Raw genomic sequence first — 14,960 nt, forward strand, 5'->3', positions numbered from 1 at the left:
ATGATAAGGGGACTTTCGATTTTATTCATCATATTATGGGGACTAATGTTTCTTACGGTATGCGCCCAGGGGGAGACTGGAAATGCCCATGTTATATTGAGCTACCCTCTGAATGGTGAAATTATGGAGGGGAATGGTATAACTGTGACAGGGGCAGCCTATGACTCTGACAATGACCAGGGAGTAAAGAATGTGGCTGTTGCCATTAAAGCACCGGATGGTAAATACCTACAAAGCACAGGTGGCTTTAATATTCATCCAGCATACTTTCCAACTACTACAAGTGATGGTTTTAATAGCTGGAAAAGTCAAATTTCTCTTAGTAGTTGGCTGTCCCAGGGAGTAGTGTATACTATTGTCGTTATTGTTAATGATGGTAAATCTACTGAACTAACTGACCCGAGTTGGACTTTTATAAGTAGCCACACTGATAGTAAAGGAGTCAATATAAACTCTGACGTAGAATTATGCGAAGCTAATTTAGATGAAGCCGTTCTTGGCCTCGAACTTATTAACATGGCCTTTGCCGATTCTATTCAACCCGATGATTTTGTTCTGCATAGTAATATTTCCGGTCTAGTTATTAAGAATGTGATTAGGGAAAACAACAGCAAAGCCTCACTCGTATTGGATTATGAAGGTTCTGACTTTGATGAGGATACCGAAATTTCTGTGACAGTAAAGTCTTCGGCTTTGAAAAATTGGAACAGCCTTACGAGCAATACCCTTAACATAAGAGCATCTAAAGAAAGTCTTACTGTAAGCGCCGGGGAACAATTGATAGAAAATTTGCTGAATGGGGCAGTTCTTAACATTCAATTAAAGGATGTAACCTTCCGTGATCAAGAGATTAATGCCGGTAATTTCCTCCTGGTCAATGCCCCTGAGGGGCTATCTGTCGCTGAGGTGGTTTACCAGAGTTCAACTACGGCTGCCGTGAATCTAGCGTTTACTAACAGTGATTTCGACACAGACATTAATGATTTTTCTCTGACGATAAAGGCGGAAGCGCTGTCTCAGGGAAGTGATTTAAACAGCAATTTGCTGTATATCAAAGCCGTTAATGAACGAAGTGATAAACTTATAACCGGGTTTACGGTTCCCGGCCAGGTGGGACAAAGTGTAATAGATTCCGAGGCATATACCGTAACTTTTCGTGTTCCCTATGGTACTACGGTAACATCTTTAATCCCAAGTATCCTTATATCAGAAGGGGCTACTGTCAGCCCTGGCTCAGGTGTACCCCAGGATTTCTCCCAGCCTGCTACCTATCTTGTTACCGCCGAGGATTTATCTACACAGAACTGGGTAGTAATGTGTATAGTGGAATCACCTCCCGGCGAGAATAACGAGAACGATTCCCAGCAAAATAACGATAATCATAATGAGAACAATGACAATAATGAAGATGATTATGGCCATGACAATACTAGCCATGATGAAATAACCTCAGAAAGCAAAAGAAAGAAAAATGATGAGGCAATCCTGCGGGAAACGGTAAGAAGTACCGGGAAAGCATTCTTTTCTTTGACCGGGAGGCCAGAAGGTAAAGTAACTTTTTTGCTTGATTTCATCAATGAACTGGAAAAGAACAACGTGCCTCTAATCATTGAGAACAACGGTATTACCGTGGAGTTTCCTCCCGGCGTCTTAAAGACCTCGCTGTGGGAACAGGCTTTACAGCAGGGTCATTCTAATGTGGCCATAAAGATTGGAGAGTTAACAGATAACGATAAAAGAGGGGCAGTGGTCAGAGCTCTTACTGCCGAGGGATCTAATATAGCTGCTATAGGTTGCAAGATGGTGGAGTTATCTATTGAGACGTTTGGGGGCAGCGGGAATGCCAGTTACTCCAGGCAGGTAACCGGTTTTAATGAGCCTGTTTCAGTAACATTTGACATGTCCTCTATAAACTTAGGAATCTTACATATTGTAGAATTAAGCGGGGTAAGGATAGACAATGAAGTAACGCTTAATCCTGTGCCCCTGGGTGGTATTTATGATAGAAACAATAAAACATTCACCTTTTATACGGATAAATTTAGTATCTTAACGGTTGGCCAGGCTAAGAACTTGGTAACCATGAGCTTAATGGTAGGAAATACATTCAGTAAGGTAAACGGTATATTACGGGAAACTGATATTCCCATGCTTCTCTTTAATAATCGTGTCATGGTGCCTCTTCGTTTCATCGGTGAGGCATTAGGTGCAGAAATTCAATGGGAGGAGAACACAGGTACAATTATAGTAAGGCAGGGAAAGAACGAGGTAAAGTTAGTACTGAACCAACCCATACCCGGTTTTGATATAGCGGCCACCGTTATCAAGGGTAGGACTCTAGTGCCCATAAGGTATATAGCGGAATCCTTCGGGGCCCAGATCATGTGGTTTCCTCAAACGAAAACGGTTTATTTAGTCAGGTAATTTACAGAGAGAAAGCAAAAACAAGAGGCCGGATATCCGGCCTTTGCTATTTCAATATTTTATCCATGCTTTGTACGTTTTCTCTTAGTTTATCAACATAACCTAACTGTGCATTAACCCACTGTTCCTCTCGTTCTGGCACTTTTCCCGGATATGGTGTGGTCACCTTCAGTCCTTAGGCAGGTAACTACCCCAGGAAAGACCTGTATATGTTCATGAACCGGGAGGGAGGGAGAACGTGTTCTTTCCAACGCATGAACCCAACCTCCAATATGGTTATAATTAAACAGCATTTTTAGCGTGTGTAATTTTTGTAGAAAAATACTTCCTATTGCTTAATATATGCGCATTAATGTATACAATATATTTTCCCCAATCGCATTGACCTTTTTACAAGAAGGAAATATAATAGTATTACAAAAAGTTATATAACACGACCTAAGTAAGTGATGTATTATATAATAATACTTCATACAAAAGGAAGGGGGAGTAGAAAATGAACGCACCTATCCTTGCTAATATTGAGGAAGCTTTAGAAAAATTGGCGGCTTTAGAAGAAAAACGTGAAGAACTAAAGAAGACACCTTGTAGTCCATGGGGTGAATAAATAAAAACGCTTTCAAGGTTTTCCTTGAAAGCGTTTTTATTTATTGATTTTTTTCTTTTGCGAAAATTAATATAACTGGAGCTGATGGCGGGATTTGAACCCGCGACCTATTGATTACGAATCAATTGCTCTACCGCTGAGCTACACCAGCACCTTAATACAACTAAATTATATGTAGCCAAATTCAAATTGTCAATTTTATAGTGTAAAGATTAAACGAGAAAATAAATAAATCTGTTGTTTATCATTCTTATTTTAATTATTTGATAATATTTATATAATTGTAGTAGCTATGGAAAAAGGAGATAAAAGAATGCACAAGCTGTTACTTTAAAAAGAGATATCTAACTGTAAATTCATGAATTTAAGAAAGTTATACCTTCTTAAATTAGAACAAAAAACGGGTTTTTGATTGGAATTCAATTTATGTTAAATTTATATGTAATTGTTCCCCGAGATTTAACGTTGTGAGGAAAGTAGTTTATAATAAAGAATATAAAAGATACAAAGAGAGAATTTGTTTATATGGGGGGTCAGGTATGAATCTTTTAGAGGGGTTGGAAGCTGTTACAGGACGTGAGGCTCTCCGCCATTTTGCCCGTATTGCTCAGTACATCAATGATATTACGCTGGCTGACATCAGCTTCTCTGTCATTGAGGGTGATACCTACTTGGCTTATGTTCCGGGAAGAAACATCAATTTTGGACGCAAACCGGGGGACAAGCTTAAGCCGGGGACCGCAGGCTATCAGTGCATGATGGAAAAGAGGCGAGTCATTAAAGAATTTACCCGGGAGCAATCCGTTTACGGTGTACCTTACATAGCCAATGCTTTTCCCATTAAAGATGAAACAGGAAATGTGGTTGGCTGCATTGTTACGGCAGAGGATATTACGATGCAGGCCGTTGTACGGGAAACAGCCCAGCTGTTAAGTGCGGCTTCACAGCAATTGGCGGCAGCTATCCAGACCATGAACGGGCAAATGGAAGAAATGGCGGCCTCGGGGGAAAACTTAACTTCCATTACGAGCCAGGCCGTAGACAAAGTAAAAGACACGGACAACGTGGTGGTCTTTATTCAGGAAGTAGCCAAGCAGACCAACCTGCTGGGTCTCAATGCGGCTATTGAGGCGGCCAGAGTAGGAGAAGCAGGAAGGGGCTTCGGGGTTGTAGCGGAAGAGGTGCGCAAACTGGCTGTTAATTCTGCCGAGTCGGCTAAGCAAATTAAACAGGTTTTAAATCATGTACAGGATGCAATTTTGCAGATCAACACGAATACTACTACCCTAAAAGAAGCTATTCACGAACAGGTCACTACCATTGAGGAAATAGCGGCTTCCAGTGAGGAAATGTCCGCTATGGCTCATAAACTGGAAAAGCTGGCCCAGGATTTACTGGATGTAAGTAAAAAATAAGGGTGTTACCCAGGAGGGCGTAAGAAGCCCTCCTGTTTTTAATAAATTATGGAATGTTATTTAAAGTATTGACACTGCGTAATATATGGATAATAATATATATGAAAACAAACATATAAGTATGGTGATAATCGTGCACGATTACACGAAGTTTAATGGGGAAGCAGAAATACTTAAAGTCCTGGGCCATCCTATCAGGCTGTGTATAGTTACGGGTTTACTGGGTAAGGAATGTAATGTAACTACCATGCAGCAGTGCCTGAAACTCCCTCAACCCATTATATCCCAGCACTTAGCTGTTCTTAAGAAGAAGGGGATTATTGAAGGGGGGCGCAAGGGCACGGAGATATCGTACAGGGTAGTAAATGAAAAGGCCAGGGCAGTGGCGGAGTTACTATGGAATTTAAGAGGTGAGAGGTAGTGGGCAAAAGGTTAGTAGTAATTGGCGGTGTAGCTGCCGGCACTAAAGCGGCTAGTAAAGCCAAACGGGAAAATATGGACCTGGAAGTGATAGTGCTCACAAGGGACAAAGATATTTCTTATGCAGGCTGTGGTCTCCCTTATTACATAGGGGGCTTAATTAAAGAGAGAAAAGAATTGGTTGTAAGAGGGCCGGAAGAATTTGAGATAGAACAAGGGATTCATGTTTTGACCAGACGTGAGGTTACCAGGATCATCCCGGATAAAAAGAGCCTGCTCTTTACGGAACTGGATACGGGTGCTATTCATGAAATTGGCTATGATTATTTAATAATTGCTACGGGGGCTTCTCCTGTTTTACCACGCTTGCCAGGTATTGATTTACAGAATATTTTTACCCTTAGGACAGTACAAAACGCCGAAGATATTCGTTGTCTGGTTGAAGAGGGACAGGTCGGTAAAGCAGTGGTAGTGGGAGCGGGTTTTATCGGCCTGGAGACAGCAGAAAATCTGGTTTTGCGCGGCTTGGAAGTAACCGTGGTAGAGATGGCGCCGGCAATTTTGCCGGGTTACGATGAGGAAATGGCTAAGTATGTAGAAAATTACCTGGTGGAGAAAGGCATCAACATCAAAACCGCTGTCAAAGTATGTGGATTCCGGGGGGATCCGGAAGGAAGAGTAAAAGAGGTCTTATTAGAAAACGAGTCCCTGGAAGCTGACTTAGTTATCTGGGCAGGAGGAGTTCGGCCCAATGTACAACTGGCAAAAGATGCCGGGATTAGTTTAGGGCCTACAGGCTGTATCGCTGTCAACGAATACCAGGAAACTAACCTGCCTGACATTTATGCCGTGGGTGACTGTGCAGAAAACTATAATCTCTTAACCCAGGAACCTGTCTGGTATCCCATGGGTTCTACGGCCAATAAAACCGGGAGGATTGCCGGCTTAAACTTGGGTAGAGAAGATAAAGCTGACTTTTTGCCGGGAGTTCTGGGGACGAGTATCATCAAGCTTTTTGAATTGCAGGCCGCCCGTACCGGATTGACGGAAGAGCAGGCCAGAAACCAAGGATATGATGTAGAAACAGTAATAGTTCCTGCTAATGATAAAGCTCACTATTATCCCGGTTACAGGCAAATTATTACGAAGCTCATTGCCGATAAAAAAACAAAGAGAATTCTGGGAGCCCAGGTTGTAGGGGAAGGGGTGGTGGATAAACCTATTGATATTATTGTAGCCATGATTTCCTGTCAGGCTACTGTGGAACAGCTAGCCCGTCTCGACTTAGCCTATGCTCCGCCCTTTTCCATGGCGATGAGTTCCACTATTATGGCTGCCAATGTGATGATGAATAAGTTTACAGGGAAGTTTGCGAGTCTAAATCCCCGGGAACTTGTTAAAGCTATGGTTAATCATGAAGTTCTGGTCTTAGATGTGCGGACTGAGGCGGAGTACTTTATAAAAGCTATTCCTGGATCCCTTAACATTCCCTTCAACCAGTTAATTGCACGATACAGTGAGCTTCCACAGGATAAAAAGATAGTGGTTGTATGCAAAGTTGGTAAACGGGCTTATCTAACCTTGTCTACTCTAAGAAAACTTGGCTTTAATGACTTGGCCATCCTTGACGGTGGTATTGAATCTTATCCCTACACTTTAGAATAAATTAGAGGAGGAATTGAAATGGCCGAATTTACTATCGATGCTCGCGGTTTACAATGTCCCGGCCCCATTGTCCAATTGTTTAATCAAGCCAAACAATGTGCTGCGGGGGATATTATCAGGATTGAGGTAACGGACCAGGGCTTCAAGAAAGATGTCCAGGCCTGGTGCAAGAAGACAGGTAACGAACTGGTAGAAATCAAAGAAGAGGGCGGCGTAATTTACGTTGCTATTAAAAAGAATTAGGAGGTAAAGCACTTGGCTGACAGCAGTAAGAAAACTATCATCATGTTTAGTGGTGACCTGGATAAAGCCATGGCCGGTTTTATCATTGCCAATGGCGCTGCCGCGATGGGTGACGACGTAACCATGTTCTTTACCTTTTGGGGTATTAATATTCTGCGTAAATCTGAGTATGTCCCTGTCAAAAAGGGCTTTCTGGAAAAAATGTTTGGTTGGATGATGCCTAGGGGAGCTGATAAGCTGGGCTTGTCCAAAATGAATTTCGGTGGCATGGGATCGGTAATGATGAAAAAGATTATGAAGGATAAGCAGGTTAGTTCTTTGCCGGAGCTTATTTCTACAGCTCAGTCTCTCGGGGTAAAACTAGTGGTTTGTACCATGTCTATGGATGTGATGGGCATCAAGGAAGAGGAGCTAATCCCCGGTTTAGAATTTGCCGGAGTAGCCACCTATCTCGGGGAGGCGGACCAGGCCGGGGTCAATTTGTTTATTTAGGATAGAAAATATAATGGCGAATAAACAAGCGTGTAATCCTTTTATGATTACACGCTTGTCTATCTTTGCTCATTCTGAAATGAAAGTTATAGGGAAACCATCTGGCTTATTTTTCGTTTTATGATTAAAGTGGCTATTTATAATTCTGTATCCAGGAGTCTGACGGATTCTTTAGCGGCCCAGCGCAGCTTGTAGGTAATGAGGGCTACTTCAATGAGGGCATGGAGGTAATAGCTTCCTGAAGGGAAACGGTCATGCCAGCAGTTAAGAATGAGGTCCAGTTTGCTCCACACCCTGGGTTCCTCCACAGGAGGAATATTTTCACCCTGTAATTTTTTGCTCAGTTCTTTGTTATAGAAGATAAAGATATCCAGGACATGCCGCAGCAGTTCTAATATTTCCTGAAACTCAGGGCTGATGGGCAGGTCGCCTGCTTCTTTGCGCCGTTCTTTTCTTTCCTGGGCCAAAAAAAGGATGTCACGGGTCCTTTGCCAGAGCCCTTTGTTGTAGGCAATATATTCACTGTAAAATTTAGCTTCCTTTTCTTTAGTCGTGGAAGCATTATCTGCCTCCAGGCCTAAGTTGTTGCGATAGAGATTATAGAGTTTTTGCGCATCGTTGAATAGAGCCTCAGTTTTAGCCTGGTGCTCCCCCCATTCTTCAGGCGTCAGGGTGGTTAAATTAAGGTAGCCATTGACCGCCTGGACAAAAAAATCACTGGTTTGCCCGTTAAGTTCCAGCAATTTTTGAATGAGAGATTCCCGATAACGTGGGGGGGCGATGGTAGCATTGACAAACATGGCTACACCCAAGCCGATAAAAATGGCCAGGGAACGAATGAGGGCATGGTCCAGAAATTCTGCCGTAGGTGAACCCAGGATAAAGATAGCTGCCACCACACCTGTGGAGATGGCGCTTCGCCATTTCAGACGATTACAAACCATGATGATAAGTATAGTAGCCACACCCATGCTAAAAGGGTTGGGGCCAATGGAAAGACCCAGCAAGATAGCGATACCTATGGAGATGAAGTGGACAAAAACCTGTTCCCGGGCATTAAGAAGGCTTTGACCTACGGAAGGCTGCAGATTCACCACGGTAGCAGCGCCGGCAAAGATGGCCGGTTGAATATTGAGCATATTACAGATGAACATACTTAAGGTAACGGCTATTCCTGTTTTAAGAACTCTGGCTCCAATGATCATAGGGTCAACCTCTATTTACAGATTTCACTATTATCATAAATAATAATTGCTATATTGCAAAGTACATTGCGTAAAAGTTACGTTAATATTCGGGAGGTGATATACTAAACTTAAGGGATTACGTCCCCTAATACCTCTGTACAGGAAATATATAACTTTCCTGTATAATAACAAAAAATGGAGGAATCATTTTGTCCGGTATCAGCCAACAATTAAAGCAAAGTCTCGCCATGGAAGAAGAGGCTATGCGGCTGGGGTGCAGCCGTTCTTCACTATTATGGGCCCAAGATGTGGTTTTTGATCCGCGTGTGAACCTCAAGTGCTCGCAAAATACCTGTACCCATTACGGTAAAAATTTTATGTGCCCGCCTTTTGTCCCTAACTACCGGGATTTCCGCGAAAGTGTTCAGCCTTATAGAATTGCCCTCCTTCTCCAGAAGGAACGGGAATTGTCATCCGGTTTATCACCAAAGGAGATAGACGGGGAATTTAAAGAAGTATCTCTTTTTATTCATGAGGTGCTATTAAAGTTAGAAAGGCAGGCTTTTAGCTTGGGTTTTCCTTTTGCATTAGGTTTAGGTGGGGGTAACTGCAAATTATGCCCTACCTGTGGGGCTAAACTGGGGCAGGAGATGTGCCATAAGCCCGGAGAAGCCAGAATGTCTATGGAGGCAGTAGGGATAGATGTCATCAGTACCGCCAGGAAAGTAAATTTCCCCGTAGTTTTTGAAAACAACCTGGTAAGCGCTACCGGTATTTTATTTATTACATAAAATGTTGTGATTTTTAAGCTGCAGCTAACTTTGGCTTAACAAGGTGATTGTATCATTAAGTTGAAGAATGGATTGACAGGAGGCGCCTGTTATGCAGTATCTCATGCGTGTAGTCGGTTCCAGTGATTGTGTCCTCTTTTATTATGTGAACAATAAAGTGAAATGCAGCATTTTAGATAAACTCATGCCCTTCATAACCAGCCTGGGCGGAGCCACTTTTACGGTATTAAGCTGCCTTATCCTGATGCTGTGGGGAGAAAATGAATTGAGGTTGGCGGCCAGCAGGGCAGCCATCGCTTTGGCCACCAGTTTCAGTATCGGCTACTTCTTAAAGAAAATTTTTTCCCGCCCCCGGCCTTATCAGGTCCTGCCTGGTGCCCATACAGGAGCGAAAGTTTTTAAAGATTATGCCTTCCCTTCGGGCCATACCACAGCCGGCTTTTCTTTGGCAGTCAGCTATGCCTTGGTCTATCCTTCCTTAACTGTACCTCTGGTTCTCTCTGCAGTGCTGGTTGGTATATCCCGTATCTACTTAGGCCAGCACTATCCCACGGATGTCTTGGCGGGAGGCCTCCTGGGAACGCTTACCGCCGTCATTACCAATATTGTCTTATAATTAGAAATGTTGAATCGCTGCCGGATTGGTACCGGCGGCGTTTTTTTCTCTGGCATATCCTGCCCCCTTTTCCCGTATGTATGAAGAGGGGGTGGGGGGTACATGGCAGAAAAGGTTCGGATTATCATCCTGATGATCTGTCTTTTGCTTTTGGATACAGGCGTTGTTCTAACCAGATGGGTTTTGTATGACGAAAGAGAGGAGTATGCTTCTTTTTTACGGGAATACGGGGAAGAAATAGAGTGGCTCCGGGTGGAGAATCAGCGGGATTTACCCCCGATATTCACTACTCCTCAAGGGAAAAAATTGCGTAAGCTTAATGTCTCTGAAGTTCGACCCCAGGGTAAAGAGGCACTAAAAAAGTTAAGCTGGTGGTACCGCGGCAATATGGAACATGGACCCGTGTGGGTAGATAGAAGCCTCAGAGATCTTTTATCGGCTTATGGTGGTATTTACGAGGGAAATATTCATGCCAAAAGTATTTATCTTACTTTCGATGAAGGGTATGAAAATGGCTTCACCGGCCAACTCCTCGATGTTTTACGAGAGAATCAGGTGAAGGCCGCCTTCTTTATCACAGGCCATTATTTACTAAAAAATCCCGACCTGGTTAAGCGTATGGTCCGGGAGGGGCACATTGTAGGTAATCATACTGTCAATCATCCTGCCATGTGGTCATTAACTGAAAAAGACCTCTGCCGGGAGATTGAAGAACTGGCCCGGGAATTTAAAAAACTTACGGGACAGGAAATGGCACCTTTTTTGCGTCCGCCCATGGGGGAGTTCAGTCCTACAAGTTTGTGGTTAACGGCTAAGCTTGGCTATTATACGGTCTTCTGGTCTTTTGCTTATCATGATTGGGATGTGAAAGTGCAGCGCGGGCCAGATTATGCGTATCAGCAGGTAATGAAAAACTATCATCCCGGTGCAGTACTCCTTCTTCATGCCGTATCCCGCGATAATGTGCTAGCCTTGGATAAGATTATCCGGGACTTAAGAAAAGAGGGTTATGAATTTCGGACATTATATGAGATAGTAGAAGCTGAATAACCAGCTAGCAAAATGAGGGTAGACATAGCCATAAGTGAACCAGTTTTGTTATACTACTGATGAGGAGGGATATCCGGCATGAATGATCTTGATTATATTAAGAAAGTACCTATTTTTGCGGAACTGTCCGAGAAAGAACTGGAAATGGTGGCTAAGATGGTCAAGACGCGAAAATATAGAAAGAATATGTTTATCTTTACGGAGGGAGAACCCGGAGAAGCTGTATATTTCGTGAAAACCGGGAAAGTAAAGATCTCAAAAATGGTAGAGGACGGGCGGGAACATGTGATCCATATCATGCAACAAGGAGATATTTTTGGTGAAGTAGTGCTCTTTAACGGTGGGAATTATCCGGCTACTTCGGAAGTCATTGAGGATGCTGAGGTTGGCATTTTGCGCAACGAAGACCTGGAAAACCTGATGCGCCAGAATGTGGATATCGCCATTGATATGCTAAAGATTATGAGCCGCCGTTTACAGAACGCCTCCAGCCAGATCCGGGATTTAGCCTTAAAGGATGCCCTCTCCCGTACGGCAGGACTTCTCCTTAAACTCAGTGAGGCTTTTGGTACGGAGACCGAGGAGGGTGTGGTGATTAATCTTAGCCTGAGCCGCCAGGAACTGGCCAACATGGTAGGGCTTACCCGGGAAACAGTAACCAGGGTTTTGAGTGATTTAAAAAGAACAAAGGTTATTGAGACGGATAAGAACCAGATTACCATTCTTAATAAACGAAAACTCATCTGCTGTATTTAAAAGAAGAGCCCCAGGGCTCTTTCTTCAGTTTAATGAGTGACCGGTGACCTGTGACCCGTATCGGTGACCAGTGACCGGTGACCTGTGACCAGTTAATAAACCGGACACCGGACACTGGACTCCGGTCACTGATTATATAGGCACTGGGCTCTGGTCCCTAATGTCGGATGTGGGGAAGCGGGAAACGGGAGACGAGACCCTTAAGTGTCGACTAAAGATTTGATTAAGTGCAAGTGGCTCTGGGGAATGGCAAGTCTTAGCAGCTTAATCCGGGGGTCAGGGGTTTCTAAATGGGTGGTTACATGATTCCAGGCTTTCTCCAGGTTTTGAATATCCGTGGGAGTAAAAGAGTGGGCAGGGCCTGTCCTTATGGTGGTTAAAGCAGGTTCAACAGCCAAGACCTGGAAGGCCGTTTTACCATGCATGAAGTAGCGGCGGGTGAGGATCGGTACGTAGGAGATTTCTTTTAAGTAAGGCTCACTTGTGGTTCTGTCAATACCAATGTGGATATTCAAGATGATACTGGACTGACGTTCCAGTCCTGACTGATCGGAGATAAAGTTACCTAATGAGTAGATGACAAATTTATTTTTCTCTTTTCCGTTTTCTTTTAAGCTAACAATCTCCATAGGCTGCAAGACATGAGGGTGGTGTCCCAGGATAATATCCGCCCCGGCCTCCAGGAACTGGTAGGCCAGGTCTTTCTGAATGGGGTCAGGCTGTTGTTGATATTCCTGGCCAAAGTGGAGGGAGAGAATAATGAGCTGTGCTCCCTGGGTTCGGGCTTTGGCTATATCTTTTTTTACTAAATCTTCATCCAGTATATTTACGGCATAAGGTTTATCTTTTGGAGGGGTGATGCCGTTAGTGCCGTAGGTGTAGGCGAGGATTGCTATTTTTACACCCTTTTTTTCTACGAATAAGATTGAATCCCGTTCTTCCTGACTCCGGGCGGTACCCGTGTGCAGCAATCCTGCCTGGTCCAGAAATTTTAGGGTACTGGCAAGTCCGGTAAAGTTTTTATCCAGGCAGTGGTTGTTGGCAGTCGTTAAAATATGAAAACCCGCTTCTTTCAGGTTAAGGGCCAGTTGCTCCGGAGCGTTAAAGCGGGGGTACCCGCTGTAAACCGCCTTTTTGCCGCTGAGGGTTGTTTCCAGGTTGCCTAAGACCAGGTCTGAGGCCAGGAGCAGGGGTTTAATTTCGTTAAAGAATTTACCGAAGTTATAAGTGCCTGTTTGCGGCTCATAACCGGACACAATCTGGGTATTGTGCATCATAATATCCCCTACGGCTGTGATTACCAGTGTGTCATCGGGAATAAAGGGTGGTGTTTCTTGCCCGGGTATTTGCGCATCGGCCAGGGAAACTGCGACACAGCCTGTTGACAACAGGAGAGCCAGGAAGAGAAGGGCCAGGAGGGAGTTGCGCATGAAATTCACATCCTACAAAATAGTACTATTATTATAACAATATTGTCCTTTGTTGTTTAGACGGCATTACGTCAAATATATTCCCGGACCAAGTTTTGTCGTAAATTGTAGCCAATTCCTTTTCTCCGGCATAAGGTACAACAGTAAGATATTTGTTTAACCGGAGAAAGGAGACATTAGTATGGTGACACGGAAAGATAATCCTGGCTATGTCAGGAAGATTATTACTGCGGCAAGTGAGAAAGGTGTAGCCCAGTTAAAGCAGGCCCTGGCCATATCGGGCGGTAAAATTGTAAAAGAACTTCCCCTGGTCCAAGGTTTTGTTTGTGAGTTTCCGGCCGAGAGTGAAGCGTTAATCGCTGTGCGTGATAACCCGGATAATTTTACGGTGGAAGAGGACTTGGATTTTAAATTATGCCTGTGGCCTGGGTTCTTTTTTTATCCCCCGGTTCCCCAACAACCACCATATCAAAAAGAGCCTCCCCCACCCCAGGTTTTCCCCCACCAATCCATTGATTGGGGCATAAAAAGAATTGGTGCTCCCCAGGTCTGGAATAAATTAAGGGACAGGAGGATAAAGGTAGGGATTATCGATACCGGCATAGATTATTTTCATTCCGATTTGAAAGAGAATATCCGGGATGGTATCAGTACACTGGATGGGTACCCCAGTTACCGGGATGACTACGGTCATGGTACCCATGTGGCCGGCACCATCGGGGCTTTAAATAATCCTTTCGGCATGGTCGGCATTAACCCCTACGTAGATTTCTATATTGTAAAAGCCTTTGACAAAAAGGGTAGCGGCAAACTTTCAGATATTATCGAAGGCATAGACTGGTTAATGCGTAGGCAGGTCGACGTCATCAATATGAGTTTCTCCACCTCCGAAACAAATCAGACCTTTGCCAGGGTAATGGATATGGTCCACAAACGGGGAATAGTCCTGGTAGCAGCCGCCGGGAATGACGGCGGCACCAATTCCGTGAATTACCCTGCTCGTTTTCCTCAAGTGATTGCTGTTTCCGCCACAGACCGTCAAGATAATATTGCCAGCTTTTCCAGCACCGGTCCGGAGATAGATTTCTGTGCCCCTGGTGTAGATATCCGTTCCACCTGGATAAACGGCGGATATAAGGTGAGCAGTGGAACTTCTTTTGCCGCACCGCATATTACGGGTATCGTTACAGATTTGTTGAATTATTATGGATCTATGCCGCCTGCACAAGTAAAAGAAATAATGGCCCGGGGAGCTGTGATACTTGAGAAATTAAACCGGGAACAGCAGGGTCATGGTTTGATCGAACTCCCCCGCATCATTAAATAATTTTGGAGTTAACAAGTATACATTATTTTCAGTGAGAATAAGTTGTATCTTAAGGTTACATCATGCTATACTGAACACAACTTGAAGACAAAAATTCGAGAGCAAAGGCGTTCTCCTAAAGATAAGTTATCTTTTGAGAACGCCTTTTTTCTACTCTACCCTTATTAATCCAGCAGCCGGTCTATCACAACGCGTTTGTCGTAACTGCAGCGAGGACAGCTTAGGAGGTGAACGCATTCCCCCGGCCCCACCCCGTCTACCCGATCAAGGATTTCTTCGTCCAGATAAGGACTGTAAGGACCTAAGAAATTTTCCAGCATGCCCGTATCCTCTAAAAGCGTCCCGCACTTAGGGCATGGTTCAGTGAGGAAATACAGGCCGTTGCATAGGGGACAAAGGTTCATGCGAGTACCCCCCCTAAATTCACAGAAAAAGAAAGGTTTTTACAAAAAATTGTATTATTAATTTTATGTCATTATATCCATTTGTTTGAAGGAGTATGCGTCTACTTGGCGAATAATTTCGACATAATGCGGT

General features: G+C 43.9%; 14 protein-coding genes and 1 tRNA gene. 11 read left to right on the forward strand and 4 right to left on the reverse strand.

Going from position 1 to position 14,960, the window contains the following annotated elements; translation table 11 throughout:
• Positions 1-45 precede the first annotated feature (45 nt).
• Positions 46-2,424 carry a copper amine oxidase N-terminal domain-containing protein gene (locus tag BR63_RS15205; protein ID WP_161781890.1) on the forward strand — a complete coding sequence of 793 codons (2,379 nt, stop codon included), beginning with the start codon at positions 46-48 and terminating at the stop codon, positions 2,422-2,424.
• Between the two features lie 683 nt (positions 2,425-3,107).
• Here BR63_RS15205 and BR63_RS15210 read toward each other — a convergent pair.
• Positions 3,108-3,182 (reverse strand) — tRNA-Thr (locus BR63_RS15210).
• 388 nt (positions 3,183-3,570) lie between these two features.
• On the opposite strand from BR63_RS15210, the gene BR63_RS19800 reads away from it, so the two are divergent.
• The 5 genes from BR63_RS19800 to BR63_RS15235 all read left to right on the forward strand — a co-directional run bounded on the left by BR63_RS19800 (position 3,571) and on the right by BR63_RS15235 (position 7,266).
• Positions 3,571-4,446 (forward strand): methyl-accepting chemotaxis protein, encoded by an 876-nt coding sequence (locus tag BR63_RS19800; RefSeq protein ID WP_034423459.1) that lies wholly within the window; start codon positions 3,571-3,573, stop codon positions 4,444-4,446.
• 133 nt (positions 4,447-4,579) lie between these two features.
• Positions 4,580-4,867: an ArsR/SmtB family transcription factor gene (locus tag BR63_RS15220; RefSeq protein WP_034423460.1), complete on the forward strand. Its 288-nt coding sequence runs from the start codon at positions 4,580-4,582 to the stop codon at positions 4,865-4,867.
• A complete protein-coding gene (locus BR63_RS15225; RefSeq protein WP_034423461.1) occupies positions 4,867-6,531 on the forward strand; it encodes an FAD-dependent oxidoreductase in 1,665 nt (554 codons plus the stop codon). The genes BR63_RS15220 and BR63_RS15225 overlap by 1 nt, the downstream gene beginning before the upstream one ends.
• 18 nt (positions 6,532-6,549) lie before the next feature.
• The gene (locus BR63_RS15230) at positions 6,550-6,774 is read left to right on the forward strand and encodes a sulfurtransferase TusA family protein (protein WP_034423462.1); all 225 of its coding nucleotides are present in this window, start codon (positions 6,550-6,552) and stop codon (positions 6,772-6,774) included.
• 12 nt (positions 6,775-6,786) lie between these two features.
• Positions 6,787-7,266: a DsrE/DsrF/DrsH-like family protein gene (locus BR63_RS15235; protein ID WP_243270000.1), complete on the forward strand. Its 480-nt coding sequence runs from the start codon at positions 6,787-6,789 to the stop codon at positions 7,264-7,266.
• 137 nt (positions 7,267-7,403) lie between these two features.
• Here the strand turns inward: BR63_RS15235 and BR63_RS15240 are convergent, their stop codons facing one another.
• Positions 7,404-8,471 (reverse strand): FUSC family protein, encoded by a 1,068-nt coding sequence (locus BR63_RS15240; protein ID WP_034423463.1) that lies wholly within the window; start codon positions 8,469-8,471, stop codon positions 7,404-7,406.
• Between the two features lie 191 nt (positions 8,472-8,662).
• Here BR63_RS15240 and BR63_RS15245 point away from each other — a divergent pair, with 191 nt between their 5' ends.
• The 4 genes from BR63_RS15245 (at position 8,663) to BR63_RS15260 (ending at position 11,666) form a co-directional block, all read left to right on the forward strand.
• Positions 8,663-9,244 carry a DUF2284 domain-containing protein gene (locus BR63_RS15245; RefSeq protein WP_051965935.1) on the forward strand — a complete coding sequence of 194 codons (582 nt, stop codon included), beginning with the start codon at positions 8,663-8,665 and terminating at the stop codon, positions 9,242-9,244.
• A 91-nt stretch (positions 9,245-9,335) separates the two neighbouring features.
• Positions 9,336-9,860 carry a phosphatase PAP2 family protein gene (locus BR63_RS15250; protein WP_034423464.1) on the forward strand — a complete coding sequence of 175 codons (525 nt, stop codon included), beginning with the start codon at positions 9,336-9,338 and terminating at the stop codon, positions 9,858-9,860.
• A gap of 102 nt (positions 9,861-9,962) precedes the next feature.
• Positions 9,963-10,910: a delta-lactam-biosynthetic de-N-acetylase gene (pdaA, locus tag BR63_RS15255; RefSeq protein ID WP_051965937.1), complete on the forward strand. Its 948-nt coding sequence runs from the start codon at positions 9,963-9,965 to the stop codon at positions 10,908-10,910.
• 78 nt (positions 10,911-10,988) lie between these two features.
• The gene (locus BR63_RS15260) at positions 10,989-11,666 is read left to right on the forward strand and encodes a Crp/Fnr family transcriptional regulator (RefSeq protein ID WP_034423469.1); all 678 of its coding nucleotides are present in this window, start codon (positions 10,989-10,991) and stop codon (positions 11,664-11,666) included.
• Between the two features lie 200 nt (positions 11,667-11,866).
• Here the strand turns inward: BR63_RS15260 and BR63_RS15265 are convergent, their stop codons facing one another.
• Positions 11,867-13,096, reverse strand: a complete 1,230-nt coding sequence (locus BR63_RS15265) for a CapA family protein (RefSeq protein ID WP_051965939.1) — start codon at positions 13,094-13,096, stop codon at positions 11,867-11,869.
• Between the two features lie 181 nt (positions 13,097-13,277).
• Between BR63_RS15265 and BR63_RS15270 the strand changes: the two genes are divergently transcribed.
• Entirely contained in the window at positions 13,278-14,423 is a 1,146-nt protein-coding gene (locus tag BR63_RS15270; RefSeq protein WP_051965941.1) for a S8 family peptidase, read from the forward strand.
• A gap of 164 nt (positions 14,424-14,587) precedes the next feature.
• Here the strand turns inward: BR63_RS15270 and BR63_RS15275 are convergent, their stop codons facing one another.
• Complete coding sequence (locus BR63_RS15275) at positions 14,588-14,827, reverse strand: hypothetical protein (protein ID WP_034423472.1); 240 nt, start codon at positions 14,825-14,827, stop codon at positions 14,588-14,590.
• Positions 14,828-14,960 lie beyond the last annotated feature (133 nt).

It is taken from the genome of Thermanaerosceptrum fracticalcis (assembly GCF_000746025.2).
In the GTDB taxonomy this organism is placed as follows: domain Bacteria; phylum Bacillota; class Peptococcia; order DRI-13; family DRI-13; genus Thermanaerosceptrum; species Thermanaerosceptrum fracticalcis.

Coding starts and splice junctions, on each gene's coding strand:
- BR63_RS15240 (WP_034423463.1), bottom strand. CDS start 8,471: ATGATCATTGGAGCCAGAGTTCTTAAAACAGGAATAGCCGTTACCTTA.
- pdaA (WP_051965937.1), top strand. CDS start 9,963: ATGGCAGAAAAGGTTCGGATTATCATCCTGATGATCTGTCTTTTGCTT.
- BR63_RS15275 (WP_034423472.1), bottom strand. CDS start 14,827: ATGAACCTTTGTCCCCTATGCAACGGCCTGTATTTCCTCACTGAACCA.
- BR63_RS15265 (WP_051965939.1), bottom strand. CDS start 13,096: ATGCGCAACTCCCTCCTGGCCCTTCTCTTCCTGGCTCTCCTGTTGTCA.
- BR63_RS15230 (WP_034423462.1), top strand. CDS start 6,550: ATGGCCGAATTTACTATCGATGCTCGCGGTTTACAATGTCCCGGCCCC.
- BR63_RS19800 (WP_034423459.1), top strand. CDS start 3,571: ATGAATCTTTTAGAGGGGTTGGAAGCTGTTACAGGACGTGAGGCTCTC.
- BR63_RS15270 (WP_051965941.1), top strand. CDS start 13,278: ATGGTGACACGGAAAGATAATCCTGGCTATGTCAGGAAGATTATTACT.
- BR63_RS15260 (WP_034423469.1), top strand. CDS start 10,989: ATGAATGATCTTGATTATATTAAGAAAGTACCTATTTTTGCGGAACTG.
- BR63_RS15250 (WP_034423464.1), top strand. CDS start 9,336: ATGCAGTATCTCATGCGTGTAGTCGGTTCCAGTGATTGTGTCCTCTTT.
- BR63_RS15205 (WP_161781890.1), top strand. CDS start 46: ATGTTTCTTACGGTATGCGCCCAGGGGGAGACTGGAAATGCCCATGTT.